Origin of the sequence: Luteolibacter sp. LG18 (genome assembly GCF_036322585.1) — a bacterium.
Classification (GTDB): Bacteria; Verrucomicrobiota; Verrucomicrobiia; order Verrucomicrobiales; family Akkermansiaceae; genus Luteolibacter.
This window is the reverse complement of sequence record NZ_AP024600.1, coordinates 2259482-2274597: the sequence shown is the minus strand read 5'-3', so window position 1 is coordinate 2274597 and position 15116 is coordinate 2259482. Positions and strand designations below refer to the sequence as shown.

Sequence of the window (15116 nt, the reverse complement as noted above, 5' to 3'; positions counted from 1 at the left end):
TTTTGTGCCCATCCGTTCGATTGCGATTCATCGCCCGCGGGAGGAAACCAGCAGTTGCACTCAACCTGCATCTACCCATGAAAGCTCGTCGTTATTACCTCCCCCTCCTGTCCCTGCTCGGGACTCTCCCCGCTCTCGGGGGCTCCGGCACCTGGACTGCCGATGTCGCCGGTGACTGGGGCGACACCACCAAATGGACCAGCAGCACCGTAGCCGATGGCGCGGATGCCACCGCCACCTTCACGGTGGACATCACCGCCGACCGCATCATCAACCTCGAGGCCGCCCGGACGATCGGGAACCTCACCTTCGGCGACGCGACCGTTGGCACGGCGGGCGGCTGGACGATCTCCGGCGCGAACACGCTGACGCTGGCCACCACCACCGGCACGCCGACCATCACCACCAACGCGCTGGGCACCGCCAAGACCGCCACCATTTCCTCGGTCATCGCTGGCAACGGCGGCCTCAATGTCGTCTCGGGCGGGGCCAACGGCACCCTCACCCTCGGCGGAGCGAACACCTACAGCGGCATCACGACGATCAGCACCCTCGCCAACGGGGCCACCGGCGTGGCCCTCACGAATGCCCAGGGTTTCGGCACCAGCAGCGTGCTTCTCAACGGCAGCAACCAGTTCAGCGCCGGAATCACCGTCGCGGCGGGGCTGACCGTGAGCAACAGCCTAACCTTGAAGTCCGTCAACCTCGGCAGCGCCCGAGCGGTGCTCGGACTGGGCAACGGCAGCACCTGGAGCGGCAACATCACCGTGGACAACTCCAGCGCGCCCACCGGCGGGTTCGGCTCGATCCTCGCGGGAGGCACCAGCGCCGCCACCGCCTCGATCGTGTCCGGCAACATCGGTTTGACCGCTGGCACCAATACCATCGCGCTGGCGCTGCGGAACTCCAATACCTGGGGCAACATCACCGGCTCGGTTTCGCTGGGCACCGCCACCGTCCAGCTGCTCGACACCGCCCGCTGGCAGTTCAGCAACGCGTCCAACACCTGGGGAACGCTGAGCATCGATAACAACGGCGCGATCGTCTACGTGGGCGCGGCCAACACGCTGAGCCCCACCGGCACGGTGACCAGCAGCACCGGCAGCACGGGCACGCTGCGCCTGAATGACCAAGCGGACACGGCCGGGTTCAACCAGACGATCGCGGGTCTCAAGGATACCGGCACCGGCAAGACGAACGTGACGAGCTCCAAGGCCGCGACCCTCACGCTGAGCCCCACCACCGCGTCCCTCACTGCCACCGGTAACATCACCGGCCCGTTGACGCTGGTGAAATCCGGAGCGGCATTGCAATCGCTCGGCGGCACCAACAGCTACACCGGCACCACCACCGTCAACGCCGGCGTCCTCCAGTTCGCCAAGCTCGTTTCCCTCTACAACAACACCCCGGCCAGTTGGACCACCGCAAACCTGATCGTCAACAGCGGCGGCACCCTGGGAGTGAATGTCGGCGGCACCGGTGAGTTCACCGCCACCGAGCTGGATACGCTGAAGGCGCTCGGTGACGGCACCGGCGGCTTCCTGCCCGGCTCAGCGCTCGGCATCGACACCACCAACGCCACCGGCGGCACCTTCACCTACGCGAGTCTCGTCGGAGACACCAACAGCGGCGCCAACAAGCTCGGTCTCGCCAAGTTGGGAACCAACATCCTCGTCCTCACGGGAACGAACACCTACACCGGCCCAACTGCCATCGCCGCCGGCACCCTCTCCGTTTCCTCGATCAAGTCCGTGGGCGGAGGAGCGAGCCCAATGGGAAATGTCACGACCGCCGCGGACGGAACCATCGGTCTGGGCCTGCTGACCACCGCCGGCACGCTCAGCTACACCGGCACCGGCGATACCACCAATCGCATCCTCAATCTCGCGGGCACCACCGGCGGTGGCACCATCGACCAATCCGGCACCGGCACACTCGCCATCAGCGGCAACGTCACCGCCACCGGCGCGGGCAGCAAGACGCTCACCCTTTCCGGCTCGACCGCGGGCACGGGTGTCCTGTCCGGCGTGATCGCGGACAATTCCGGCACCAACAAGACCTCGGTGAACAAGACCGGCACCGGCGTCTGGACGATTTCCGGAAACAACACCTACACCGGCAGCACCTCGATCACCGCGGGCTACCTGCGCGTGGGGGCCAATTCGATCGGTGCGGGCGGCACGCTCAACTTCAATCCGGGCGCAGGCATCTCGGCGGACGGCACCGCTCCGCGCACGATCTCGAACCCGATGGTCTTCAACAGCTCCGGCATTTACCTGTTCGGCGACAGCGTGAACACCGGCAAGCTGACGTTCACCCAGACCGGCAACGCGGGCAACGCCTCGCCCAAGACCTACGATGTCCGTTCCGACATCGAGTTCCAGGGCGGCATCGCCGGGACCAACTCGCTGACCAAGACCGGCACGGGCAAGCTGACCATCTCCGGTGCCAGCACCTACAACGCGACCACCATCAGCGCGGGCACCGTGCAGATCGGCAATGGCGGTGCGGCAGGCACCCCCGGCACCGGTGTGATCACCAACAACGGCGCGCTGATTTTCAACCGCGACACCACCTCCGATCTCACCGTGTCCGCCGTGATCTCCGGCTCCGGCACCGTGACCCAGAGCGGCACCGGCAAAACCATCCTCTCTGGCGCGAACACCTACACCGGTGACACGACGGTGAACGCGGGCACACTGTCGTTCTCCACCGCCTTCCTCGCGGACGCCTCGAAAGTGAACCTCGCCGCCAGCGGGAAACTCGACCTGAACTTCGCGGGATCGGACACCGTGGACCAGCTCTTCATCGGCGGAGCCCAGCAGGCGTCAGGCACCTGGGGCTCCAGCGCATCCGGAGCCACGCATGTCGACGACGTTCACTTCTCCGGCTCCGGCACGTTGACCGTCACCACCGGCACATCCCCCCTGACCTATGCAACGTGGGCCTCGTCCCGCGGTCTTGCCACCGGGGTGAACGACGGCCTCGCCGCGGACCCCGATGGCGATGGAAAGAACAACCTGAGGGAGTTCGCGTTCGACGGCCAGCCTATGTCCGGCATGGAGGAAGGGAACATCCTTGCGAAGATCGGCCAAGTGAGCGGCCAGCCCGCTCTCACCATCAGCCTGCCGGTTCGCAACGGAGCCATCTTCTCCAGCACGGGCGGCGAGCTGATCTCCTCCCTCGTCGATGGCGTGGTCTATCACATCCAGGGGGCGGTCGATCTCCAGAACTGGAGTTTCATTCCGGTGCAGGAACTCACCGGCCCGGATGCGGCCGCCCTCCAATCCGCCCTTCCCGCTCCGGGGCCGGGCTGGACCAACCGCACCTTCTACATCCCCGGCTCCGATCCCGCGGGGAGCCCGAAGGTGTTCATCCGGGCGAAAGTCACCGAGTAATCCACGCCTTTTCGGGGTAATGCAATGCAGGCCCGCTCCGGTTCCCCGGAGCGGGCTTTTCGCGTCCTCCGGGCCGGGATTTACTGTCAGGAAGTGGATTTCGGTGGAATAAGAGGAAGCCCTTTTTGTCATGCCGCTCCGTTCCTTCCTCTGCCTGCTCGCCCTGTCGCTGTCCTCGTTCGCCGAACCGGATTCCGCGGTGCGCGGGCTGATCACCCGCTACGCTCCGGCGCAGGCCGGGAAGATCACGGTGGAAACGATCCCGGCGGCGGATGGCAGGGACGCCTACGAGATCGAGGCGAAGGACGGGCGGATCGTCCTGCGTGGCAATACCGGCGTGGCGCAGGCCTCGGCGTTCTACCACTACCTGAAGGACTACTGCCACGCGCATGTGTCGTGGAACGGCGACAACCTCGCCGTGCCCGCCGGACTACCCGCGGTGCCGGAGAAGGTCCGCGTGGTTTCGCCGGTGGTCCACCGCATGGCCTACAACTACTGCACCCACGGCTACACGATGCCCTTCTGGGACGAGGCACAGTGGGACCGCGAGCTGGACTGGCTGGCGTTGCACGGCCTCAACCTGATCCTCGTCACCGAGGGCCAGGAGGCGGTGTGGCAGAACACGTTCGAGAAATTCGGCTATTCGCGGGAAGAGGTGCGCCAGTGGCTGTGCTCGCCGGTGCACCAGCCATGGCAGTTCATGCAGAACATGGAGGGCGTGCTTTCCCCGCCACAGGCCGTCATCGACGCCCGCACCAGGACCGGCCAGCACATCGTGGCACGCTGCCGGGAGCTCGGCATCCAGCCGATCCTCCAGGGCTACTACGGCATGCTGCCGTCCGGTTTCACGAAGAAGCATCCGGAAGCGAAAATTTTCCCGCAGGGCACCTGGGCCGGGGGCAACCGTCGCCCGGACATGCTCGACCCCAGCGACCCGCTCTACGCGAAGATCGCGCGGACCTTCATGGAGGAGCAGCGGAAGATCTACGGCGACGCATCGTTTCTCGCCGCCGACCCCTTCCACGAGGGCGGCAGTTCGAAGGGCATGGACCGCGGCACGGTCTACAAGCAGATCCAGGACGCGATGCTGGCCTTCGACCCGAAGATCACGCTGGTGAAGCAGTGCTGGCAGACCTCGAACAAGGAGATGTTCGACGCCGGGAAGAAGGACCAATCGCTGGCCCTCGACCTGAACTGCGACTACCGCCCGTTCTGGCGGAAGGCCAATGGCTACGACGGCACGCCGTGGACGTGGTGCTTCCTGTTCAACTTCGGCGGCAACCTGGCGCTGGAGGGGAACCCGGCGAAGCTGGCCACGGACTTCGGCGGCACCCTGGCCGACCCGGCGCGGAAAAACCTGAGCGGCACGGCGCTGGTTCCGGAGGGATCGCACACCAATCCACTGATGTATGAACTCATGACGGAGATGGCCTGGCGCGGCGCGCCCGCGGACACCACCGCGTGGGTGAACCTCTACCTCCATGCCCGCTACGGCGTCCGCAGTAGTTCCGCCGAGGAAGCGTGGAAAGGCATCCTCGCCACGGCCTACGCAACCAAGCCCGCGGAATCCCCGATCAATTCGATCCTCACCGCCCGCCCGCGCTGGGACGCGAACCTGCGCGGCCGCACGTGGTCGCCGGGATCGAAGGTGGCCTATGACAACCGCGAGTTGGCGAAGGCCTGGAACACGCTGCTCAAGGCCGCGCCCGAACTCGGCGGGAAGGACACCTACCGCTACGATCTCGCCGACGTCAGCCGCCAGACGCTGACCAACTACTCCCGCTCGATCTACGACCGCCTTCTGGCGGCGGTGGAAGCGAACGACCTGCCCGCGTTCAAACGCAACAAGGAGATCCTGCTCGGACTCATCGCCGACCTCGACGAACTGACCGGCACCCGCGCCGACTGGCTGATGGGCGCGTGGGTGGCGGATGCCCGCAAGTGGGGCAAGACCCCGGCCGACGCCGCCTACATGGACCGGATCGCGCGCATGATCGTCACCACCTGGGTGGAGAACCCGCAGACGGATCTGGCCGACTACGCCAATCGCGAGTGGAACGGGCTGCTGGGCGAGTATTACCTGCCACGCTGGAAGATGTTCCTCGATGCCACGGAAATGGCGCTCGCCGCGGGCAAGCGCCCGGACATGGCGACCTACAACCGCGAGCGCGGGAAGTTCGAAACCGAGTGGGTCAACTCGGGCAAGACCACCCTGGCCGCACGACCGAAGGGCGACACGGTGGAGGTGTCACGCCGATTGCTCCAGAAATACGGTGCGGCGATCCTCGCGATCGATCCTCTGCCACGGGTGGAGCTCGATGGTCCGGCGTGGAAACCCGCCGACTTCCGCGGCGGCAACCACGCGAGGTTGTCCCTCGCCGTGCCCGCTTTGGCGGTGAAGGGCGGCGAACTGGCGGTGACCTTTTCCTACAAGTCCGGCCAGAACGCCCTGCGCATCGAGGAGGTGGCGCTCGAAGCGGATGGCAAGGTCATCGGCCAGGACACGCACGAAGGCTGGACCGGCCTTGAGAACCGCGCCAACCGCTTCACCCTCGCGGTTCCCGCCTCCGCCCGCACCGCACGGAAACTGGTGGTGATCGCCCGCGTGGAGACGATGGCTGGAACGGACAGCGCCGGGGAGATCACGTGGGGCGAGTGAAGGGATTGTTCTTCTCCGGAAGGCCGGGATGGAGTTAATGAGGGGGACCGTCTAACCGCCCGCATGCCCCTTTCGAAGATCGCCACCGTGGATACCGCGTTCCAGCGCGTGGAAGTCTGGAAATCGGAGCATCAGGTGGAGTTCAGGGTGGCCGGGGCGATCCACGCGTGGTGGCAGCGCGACCGGCTTCTCACCGGCCTGGCGTGGGACAACCTGGCCGCGGCCGCGCTGCTGCGCCCGGAGGGTCCGCCTCGCTCGGTGCTGATGCTCGGTCTCGCCGGTGGAACCGCGTTCCGCATCCTCCGGCACCTGCTGCCGCAGGTGGAACTGGTAGCGGTGGACATCGATCCCGGCATCGTGGAGCTGGCACGCGAGCACATGGAGCTGGATGCCACCCGCATCGAGATCCACCTCGGCGACGCCTACGAGTGGCTGCGGACGAACAAGCGCCGTTTCGATGTGGTGATCGACGACGTCTATCTCGCGGGGAAGACCGACGTGTTCCGCCCGCACGCGTGGAACAGCCGCCATCTCGATACCTTGCGCGACGCAGTGGCACCCGGCGGCCTGTTGGCGGCCAATCTGGTGACGGGGGCGGGCCATCGGCTGATGCAATCGCACTCGCGCCGCGTGCTGGCGGAATCGTTTCCGGTGGTGCGCAGCGTGACCACGCCGCAAAGCCTCAATGAAACGCTGGTGGCAGGGGACGACGTGCTTTCGGCACGGTCGCTGCGGCAGTGGGAGGATTTGTTTCCGCAAAGAAGGGATCGCGCGCTGTGGGATATCCTGCGGGTTCGGAAGCTGTGAGACGCATCGCCACCGAGGCCTACTGCACCCCTCCCCCCTTTGAGGCATGGAGGCAGAGGCTGCCAAAGGCCATCAACAGCACGCCAAACACCACATAGGCCCAGCGCAGGTTCGAGCGATCGAGATTGCCGACCCAATGATCGATCACGGTCGCGGACACGGCACCGCCCATGAACGCGAGGAGCGCATGAATCCAGCCGCGGTGAACCGGGTGCGGCGGCACGAAGCCCTTGAACGCGGCAAACGCGCCCACGATCACCACCAGGGCCAGCCAGCGTTTCCAATTCCCGGACAACTCCATGCCGCTAGGGACTGGCCCGCAGGCGGCCTTTGGTCGAGCTGAATTCGACCATCCCCATGCGGATCAGCGCCGAGACATCGCCTTCGCGGCCAGCCCAGGTGTCGATGGAGTGCCACGAACCCTTGGCGCGGATGCCTTCGAGGAGGTCCTTCAGGCGTTCCTCGGTGAGGACGTCCTCCGGCAACCGGGCGCGGAGCAGGGACACGGCCTTCAGGGCCTGAAGCGGACCGGAGAGGAAGACCTGCGAGAGCGCATAGGCGATGCCGGTGACCTGCGCGGAACGGTTCTGGACCAGCAGGGCACCACCATGGGACTCATCCAGATCAAGGAAGCCCAGCGCGTCCACGGCTCCGTAGTAGGACAGGCCGGACCGCCAGCGCCGCCAGCCCGAGGACGTGACCACGCCCCAGAAGCCGACGATGCCCGCGGGCAGCCACCAGTTCTGGACGTGCAGGGTGTCCCCCATCAGCAGGAGGAACAGCCACACGAATCCAGCGGCCATGGCGTAGCCCGCCAAGGACAGGAAGAACGCCCACAGCGACCGGAACGCCAGCGCTTGGTTGAAGCGACGGATCATGTGGAGACATTTACTGACGAGCAGGGACACGACATTCAAGCATGCGCATTTTCCGTGCCATCCGGTGCCGCAGCGGTTCCTATGACCGCACGGCAATGTCAGACACGGTCCTCGATCTCTACCAATCCCATTCATACCCGGCGATGAGCCATCCGGCGTGCGATCCGGCGACGACCGCGGTGGCGGCGAAGCTGGCGGGGCTGACCGTGCCGCCGCCCTCCTGCGCGCGGATCCTGGAAATCGGCTGCTCCAGCGGCCACAACCTGCTGCCGCTGGCCCAGCGCTGGCCGGACAGCCAATTCATCGGCATCGATTTCTCCCCTGCCGCGATCCAACAGGCCCGCGAGACGGCGAGACTGGCGGGCATCGAAAACATCGAGTTCCATGAAGCGGATCTCCGGAACTACGATCCCGGCGAGGACGGCTTCGATTTCATCCTGGCCCACGGGTTTTATTCGTGGGTGCCCGCGGACATCCGCCAGGCGCTGGTGGACTTCTGCGCGCGGCATCTGACGGCGGAAGGCATCGCGACGATCAGCTACAACACCCTGCCCGGCTGGAAGCAGCGTCAGACGGTCGTGGATCTGGTGCGACAGCTCGCGGCCCGGCCGGTGGCTGGCACCATCGGGCAGGACCCGGCGGGCATCCTCGCCTACCTCGCCACCATCCCGGCGGGCGATTCGCCGGATGCGGTCCAGCTCAACAGCGTGCTGCACGACATGTTCGCGAAAAGCGCGGACATCCTCGCCTTCGACGATTTCGGGCCGGTGAACCACCCGGTGACGTTCACCGGGTTCATCTCGCACACGCATGCCGCCGGGCTGCGCTACCTCGGGGAATCCGAGCTGCATGCGAACTTCCCGCTGTCGCTGCCTCCCGGCGCGGCCGAGGCGCTGGCACCGCTGGCGGGCGATCCGTTGATGCTCCAGCAGACGATCGACGTGCTCACCAACCGGACCTTCCGCAGTTCGCTGCTATGTCGCGCGGACGCGCCGGTGGACACCCGCCTGACCACGGCCACGGCGCTGCATTTCGCGGTGCGCGGCCTGCACACCTTCGAGCGGACGCCGCAGGGCGGACGACTGGTGGACCACGAGGGCAAGGAGCAGGGACAATTCGAGCACCCGCTGGCGGTGGCGTTCTTTTCCGCGCTCGCGGCAACCTCTCCGGAAGCCGTGCCGATGCAGGAGATTCTGGAACGGGTGGCGGCAATCCCGGCCGCCCAGTTCGACCCGACCGTGAGCCTGCCGCCGATCGCACGGCTGGTGATGGACGCCGCGCGGCAGAAGCTGATCGAGCTGCGGATCGAGCCAGTGCGGTTCGATGGCAGCATCCCACGGACGCCGAAGTTCGACACGCTGCGGCAGCTCGCGGTGCAACGGCAGCAAGCGCTGGTGGACATCTACCATGCCCCCTGCACCGTGCCCGATTCCCGTCGCACGGTGGTCCGCGCGATGGACGGCACGCGCACGGTGGAGGAACTGGCGGCGCTGGCCCATGTGGACCATCCACGTCTGGACGTGCGAGCATGGCTGGCGCACCTGGCGGCGCGGGGATTGTTCGTGAAGTAGCGCTGAGCTTCGCTCGACGTCCTTGTGGCGGCCCGATTCGAACCGCGCCCGCCCCATCCGCAAAACCGCTCCACCCTGCACGCGAAGCCAAGCTTCGCGCTACTTGGCAGGAGCCTCGCGCTACTCCATCGCCCGGCTCTGCGAGCCCATCTTGTCCACGCCCTCGCCGAGGTCGCCGCTTTCATCGAGCGCGCGAACGAATGGCACCACCTCTTCCGTGGCCGGTTTCACGGCGATCCAGCCGCGCTGGTGCCAAGCCCCGAACCATTCGGACACCTGCTCGGCGGTGGGCGCGGGTTCGACCGGTTGCTCGAAAATCTCCCCCAAGGTCCCGCCCGCGGCGAGGCGATCGAGCAGGATCGCCTCGATGGGATGGAGCCGCGCCTGCGCGGGTTGACTGTGGGCCGAACGCCAGACGGCGAGTTCGACCGGCTCCAAGGGCAGCGGCGTGAAGGATTCCCACTCCACGCACAGGTCCGCGGGCACAGGCAGGCTGAGACGGACGACGTGCGGCTGGAGCACGAGCACGCAAGTGGCGAGTTCCTCGGGCAGGACCGGTCGGCATTCGCCGCGCTCGAAGACCTCCATGTGAGCGTATTCCATGCGCGCGATGGCATACAGCCACGGGCGCTCGGCCTCGGTGGCCTTGTCCCAATCCGCAACGAATCCCGGCAGGCCCTCGCCAAGGTGGCGGAGGGTGAAACTGCGGGACGGACGCACGAGCAGGTAGTCCTCGATCAGGCTCCAAAACCGCTCCTGACCGAGCATGCGGATGAGAATCGGGAAATCCTCACCGATGGAATCGAGCAGGCGATACCAGTATTGGCGGTGGTAAAGCTCCAAGCGCTCGCCGGAGGATAGCTGCGGCCCGGGTTTGATGATCTCGTCCGCGATGGCGAGGAACTCCCCGGCATGCGGCGCATCGGTGGGCGGCAGGTCGGTGAGCGTGCGGCTGGGCCCGCGCAGCGGAAACTGGAGCGAGGCGAAGAACTCGCGCTGGAGATGCTCAAGCCGCGACATGGTCTCCGGAATCAGGATTGCCCGCAGTGGTGCGCCATTGCTCCGACTTCTTCGCCTCGGTCCAGACTTCCTCGAACGAAGGAATGCGCGCGTCCCACTCGAGGAGCGTGGCCACGGAACCGCAGCGCTCGATGGCGCGGGCGTAGATGTGCCACACCGGATCGACCACCGCGTGGTCGTGGGTGTCGATGATGAAGCGTTCGTATTTCGAGTGCCCGGCGATGTGGATCTGCGCGACCCGCTCCGGCGGCACGAAATTGACGTAGTCCATGGGATCGAACCCATGGTTGAAGGACGAGACGTAGATGTTGTTCACGTCGAGCAGGATGCCGATGTCGGCGGCTTCCACCACCTCGGCGAGGAATTCCCACTCGGTCATCTCGTCGTCATGGAACTCCGCATAGGAGCTGACATTCTCCACCGCCAGCGGCACCTCCAGGAAGTCCTGGGCGATGCGGAGATTCTCGGCGGTCTTGCGGACGGACTCGAAGGTAAAGGGCAGCGGCAGCAGGTCATGGCTCATGCTGCCATCCACGCTGCCCCAGCACAGGTGGTCGGAAAGCCACGGGGTGCCGGTGCGTTTCACCAGGCGCTTGAGACGGCGCAGGTGGTCGAAATCCAGGCCGTTGGCATTGCCCGGATACAGGCCCACACCGTGTTGGACGACGCGGTATTGCTCCAGGATGCGGTCCAGCACCTCGAGCGGGCGGCCGCCGTCCACCATGTAGTTTTCCGAAATGATCTCGAACCAATCCACCGCCGGCTTCTCGGCGAGGATGTGGCGGTAATGGGGCACCCGCAGGCCGATGCCCGTGCCAAGGGACACACCTCCGGTGAAACGGGAGCCAGCCATGGGAAGGAAAGGAAACCGGTGGCGGGGACGGAGCCGCCCCACGCCACCGGAATGGGAAATCAGAGGATCTGGCCTTCCTTCTTCTCCTTGCCCTTGCAGCCGTCCTTGCCGCTGCACTTGCCGGAGCACTTGTCCTTTTCCTTCTCCTTGTCCTTGTCGGCCTCGGCGACGATCTGGCCTTCCTTCTTCTCTTCCTTCTTTTCCTTGTCCTTGTCTTTGCCCTTGCAGCCATCCTTGCCGGGGCAGCCTTCCTTCTCGGCGTTCACCGGGGAGTCGATCTGGACGGCGTGGGAGGACACGGCACCGGCGGCGAAGACACCGGCGATGGCGGCGGCGATGAGGGATTGGGTCGGTTTCATGGGATTTCGGTTCGTTTTGGTATGGTGGTTCGGATGCCGGGCGCAAACAACGCCGCCGCGGTCATCACGATGAAGAGACGACATGCGGGCGGATTATTCCACAATTCCTATGGACCCGGTACTGATGACCCTATCAACGCCCGCGCGGAACGCCACTATTTCCGCAAGGGCGGGGTGACGGGACTCAGCCCTTCACCAGATCGACGTTCCGGAACTCGATTTTCATGTCCACGCCCGGGTGGACCTGGAGGCCGATGCCGCCCTCCTTGGCGGCGGTGTCGGAGGAGTAGTCGAGCACCTGCTTGCCGTTCAACTCGACGGTGTAATGGCTGCCCTTGGCGGTGATGCGAAAGTGGTTCCATTCCCCTTCCTTGAGGTTGCCTTTCACGTCGTGGGCCTCCACGGCGTATTTGCCGGTGGTGCCGATGTAGGGCGAGCCGGTCATGTCCCGCTTCAGCGAGCGCGAGGTGCCGATCTGGATCTGGTCATTCGGCGTGCGCAGAAACACGCCGGAATCGACGTCGCCGGAGAAACGGAAATCGAGGTCGAGGGTGAAGTCCTTGAACTTCTCCGTGGACCACAGGACGGAGCCCTGTTTCTTGCTGTTGCTCTGACCGGTGAGGACGCTGTCGGCGAAGGTCCAGACGTCCGCGCCATCCGGTTTCCAACCGGTGAGGTCCTTGCCGTTGAAAAGCGGCTCGGAAAAGGCGGAGGACACACAGGCGGCACCGGCGAGACAGTGGAGGACAAAGGATTTCACGATTCCGTGATACTCCGCCGGCAGGGCCGACATTTCAACCTCCCGCGATCAGCACACGCTCCAGAAATCCCCGCCCTCCTGGTAACCGCGACCGAGGGCCAGATCGAGCACCTGCTGCCGCCCGCCCGGCACGCCGACGGCGGAGATGAGCACCCCGTCCCGCCAGAGGCTGCCGAGCCGGGTGTTGTCCGCCACCTCCGCGCCATGGATCCGCTCGCCGATGCGGCGGGGATGGACGTCGAAGAAGCCGCGGAGGGTGACCCCCTCGTCCAGCAGATGACGGGCGAGTAGCTTGCCGATCGGCCCGGCCCCGGCGACGACGATGCCGTGTTCCCCCACCCCGGGCAGGCGGGAGAGGTAGCGGGCGCGCATGCGGGAGCGGGCATCGTCCCCGTAGCGGGGATGGGTGCGGGTGAGGCGGGTCCAGGAATCCCGCCACTGGAGCAGCGGCTCGGCGACCTTGCCGAAACGCACGCCGCTTTCCAGCAGGCGCAGCCAGAGGTCATGATCCTCCGCCCAGATGGGATCTTGGTAGCCGCCGATGTCTTCGAAGGTGGAACGCCGGATCATGGCGCTGGGTTGCACGATCGGGCTCTCGATGAAACGGCCGCGCGAGATCGCGTCGTGGTCGAGCAATTGGTTCGCCCACTCCACGAAGCGCACCAGCCCGTCTCCCAGCGGATCCAGCACGGTCACCTGGCTGGCGACGACGTCGAGATCCGGGCGAGTATCCGCGAATGCGAGCAGCTTCTCGATCCGCTCCGGATGGCAGATGTCATCGGCATCCATCCGCACGATCCAGTCGCCGCCGACCGCGGCGGCGCCGTGGTTGAGCGCCGGGACAAGGCCGCGGCCCGGGGGCTGGAGCAGCCGGACCCGCGGATCGGCGAACGAGGCCACCACCGCGGCGGAGGCATCGGTGGAGCCATCGTCCACGGCGATCAGCTCCCATTCCCGGAACGTCTGGCCGAGCAAGCTGGCCATGGTTTCCCGCAGCGTGGCCTCCGCGTTGTGAAACGACATGAGAATGGAGACCTTCACGCGGGCAGCTCCTTCCGAGTTCCGCGCACGCACACCAGGCCCCCGAGATGGGCGAACAAGGCGGCACCGAGCCACCACAAGCCAGCGGGATACTCGTCCACGATGGTGAAATAGAGCAGCAGGCCGGTGGTGACGGTGGCGCAGGAGGCCAAGGTCATCATCACCCACCAGCAGGCCCGGGACCGACGGGCGAGCGGGAAAAGGAGCGGTCCGCCGACCGCCAGGAACGAGGTCACGACGAAACCGCCCATCAGAAGGTTATCGTGGCTCCGGGCCTCTTCGGTTTGCCAATCGCCGGAGGAAAGATGGTCCGCCACCTCCACCCAGGCGCTCCAGCCGCGGTCCTCGCCGTCGACCCGCACGACCATGAACACGCCGTAGAACACGGCAGACAGGATCAGCAGGGCGAGCGCGAGGCGGTTCATCGCGCGGATTCCAGCACGTGCCCGCGGGAAAGGCACGCCCGGACCGGCTCAAACCGCGGCCGCGATCGGTACCACGGAGAGTCCGCGGCTGATGGCCGTCCGCTTTTCCGGCAAGGACGAGCCATTCACCCAACTCCCGCCGATCAGGAGCGTCTGACGGATGAGCGGGACGCCATGGATGCGGTCGTTGATGAGCGAGGCGAGCATCATCACCGCGGTGCGGCCGATCTCGTGGGGATTCTGGTGGATGCCGGCATCGATGGGACAATCGAGCGTGCCCATGGCGGCGAGGCCGATGTCCTGGGGAACCCGGAGACCCGCGTCCGCGAGCATGGCGGGCATTTCGGGAAGGTCGGTGAGGATCGCGTCCGGGCGGCACTCCTCCAGCCAGGTTTCCAGCCGGGAATCCCATTCGGCACGCTGCTCGCTGGAGAGGAGGAGCGGCGGAATGCGGTCCTCCCCTTCCGTCTGCTGCTGGCCCCAAAGGAACCCGGCGCAGAACAGGCGATCCTGCCAGTGGAGGCCACAGTAGCCGATGCGGGAGTAGCCGAGCTTCTGCATCGAATCGAAGGCCAGCATGCCATTGCGCGTCTGGTCACCGGCGACGGCACAGGCCTCCAGATCGCACTTGCGGCCGGGTTGGCTGAGGCGGACGACGGAGAACCCGCTCCAATCGAAGCGCTCCCAGCCCGGCGGAGTCGGCCCCGGAGGCAGCAGGATCCCGTTGATATTGCGCGCGTGGAGGATTTCTCCGAAACGCTCGAGGGTCAGCTCCCGGTTCACGACGAACTCCTCCAGCCGGTACCCGAGCCCGTGGGCGGCCTTGGAGGCCCCTTCCCAGTAGCAGTCGAACTCACGGTAGCCTCGGAGCCGCGCGGGATCGTCCCAGCAATTCAGCCACGCCAGCGCGGCCTGGACCGGCTGGTGGCGGGACGAGGCGCGGAAATGGGCGAGCGCGGCTCCGGTGGGATTCGGCCGGTAACCCATGGCCAGCGCGGCATGGCGCACCTCCTCGCGGGTCTGGACGGGGATCGACGGATCGCCCCGCAAGGCCATCGAGACGGTGGATTGGGCAAGCCGGAGGGCCTGCGCCACGTCTTTCTGGGTGATCCGGTTGTGCGGCAGTGGATGGTTCATGGCCGGTGGGTGCATGCGACGGCTCCTTTCCGCCAATGAGGCGGGTGGTTGAAAGGGGCCGTTTCGAATCCTACCCGAAAGCGGCGGGAGCGCTTGTATGCATCGGTCTCATCCTTGTAGCGATCCGACATGAGCCACACTCTTCCAGAAACCGTAAGCGACTGATCCGCATCAGCTTTTGGGCGTTTGGAGCCGCGCACTTCAGAAG

13 protein-coding genes are annotated in these 15116 nt (G+C 66.0%); 4 read left to right on the top strand and 9 right to left on the bottom strand.

The features are described 5' to 3' along the window. The first annotated feature begins 77 nt into the window (after positions 1-77). The 3 genes from llg_RS09480 to llg_RS09470 all read left to right on the top strand — a co-directional run bounded on the left by llg_RS09480 (position 78) and on the right by llg_RS09470 (position 6864). A complete protein-coding gene (locus tag llg_RS09480) occupies positions 78-3398 on the top strand; it encodes an autotransporter-associated beta strand repeat-containing protein (RefSeq protein ID WP_338289619.1) in 3321 nt (1106 codons plus the stop codon). A 130-nt stretch (positions 3399-3528) separates the two neighbouring features. Beyond that, entirely contained in the window at positions 3529-6057 is a 2529-nt protein-coding gene (locus llg_RS09475; RefSeq protein WP_338289617.1) for an alpha-N-acetylglucosaminidase, read from the top strand. A gap of 63 nt (positions 6058-6120) precedes the next feature. Beyond that, on the top strand, positions 6121-6864 hold the full coding sequence (locus llg_RS09470) for a fused MFS/spermidine synthase (protein ID WP_338289615.1): 744 nt from the start codon (positions 6121-6123) through the stop codon (positions 6862-6864). 19 nt (positions 6865-6883) lie between these two features. On the opposite strand, the gene llg_RS09465 is transcribed toward llg_RS09470, so the two are convergent. Beyond that, a complete protein-coding gene (locus llg_RS09465) occupies positions 6884-7165 on the bottom strand; it encodes a hypothetical protein (RefSeq protein WP_338289614.1) in 282 nt (93 codons plus the stop codon). 4 nt (positions 7166-7169) lie between these two features. Continuing rightward, positions 7170-7742 carry a hypothetical protein gene (locus llg_RS09460; protein ID WP_338289613.1) on the bottom strand — a complete coding sequence of 191 codons (573 nt, stop codon included), beginning with the start codon at positions 7740-7742 and terminating at the stop codon, positions 7170-7172. Between the two features lie 95 nt (positions 7743-7837). Here llg_RS09460 and llg_RS09455 point away from each other — a divergent pair, with 95 nt between their 5' ends. Further along, a complete protein-coding gene (locus llg_RS09455) occupies positions 7838-9313 on the top strand; it encodes a class I SAM-dependent methyltransferase (RefSeq protein ID WP_338289612.1) in 1476 nt (491 codons plus the stop codon). 120 nt (positions 9314-9433) lie between these two features. Here llg_RS09455 and llg_RS09450 read toward each other — a convergent pair whose 3' ends face one another. The 7 genes from llg_RS09450 to llg_RS09420 all read right to left on the bottom strand — a co-directional run bounded on the left by llg_RS09450 (position 9434) and on the right by llg_RS09420 (position 14908). Further along, the gene (locus tag llg_RS09450) at positions 9434-10333 is read right to left on the bottom strand and encodes a DNA-binding domain-containing protein (protein ID WP_338289611.1); all 900 of its coding nucleotides are present in this window, start codon (positions 10331-10333) and stop codon (positions 9434-9436) included. Further along, positions 10320-11186, bottom strand: coding sequence for a DUF692 domain-containing protein (locus llg_RS09445; RefSeq protein ID WP_338289610.1), 867 nt, complete (start codon positions 11184-11186; stop codon positions 10320-10322). The genes llg_RS09450 and llg_RS09445 overlap by 14 nt, the downstream gene beginning before the upstream one ends. Positions 11187-11245: 59 nt before the next feature. Then, positions 11246-11545, bottom strand: a complete 300-nt coding sequence (locus llg_RS09440) for a hypothetical protein (RefSeq protein ID WP_338289609.1) — start codon at positions 11543-11545, stop codon at positions 11246-11248. 184 nt (positions 11546-11729) lie between these two features. Next, complete coding sequence (locus llg_RS09435) at positions 11730-12305, bottom strand: DUF1080 domain-containing protein (RefSeq protein ID WP_338289608.1); 576 nt, start codon at positions 12303-12305, stop codon at positions 11730-11732. Between the two features lie 48 nt (positions 12306-12353). Continuing rightward, positions 12354-13328, bottom strand: a complete 975-nt coding sequence (locus llg_RS09430; RefSeq protein WP_338289607.1) for a glycosyltransferase — start codon at positions 13326-13328, stop codon at positions 12354-12356. 14 nt (positions 13329-13342) lie between these two features. Next, positions 13343-13771, bottom strand: a complete 429-nt coding sequence (locus tag llg_RS09425) for a hypothetical protein (RefSeq protein ID WP_338289606.1) — start codon at positions 13769-13771, stop codon at positions 13343-13345. A 48-nt stretch (positions 13772-13819) separates the two neighbouring features. After that, the gene (locus llg_RS09420; protein WP_338289605.1) at positions 13820-14908 is read right to left on the bottom strand and encodes a LacI family DNA-binding transcriptional regulator; all 1089 of its coding nucleotides are present in this window, start codon (positions 14906-14908) and stop codon (positions 13820-13822) included. Between the last annotated feature and the right edge of the window lie 208 nt (positions 14909-15116).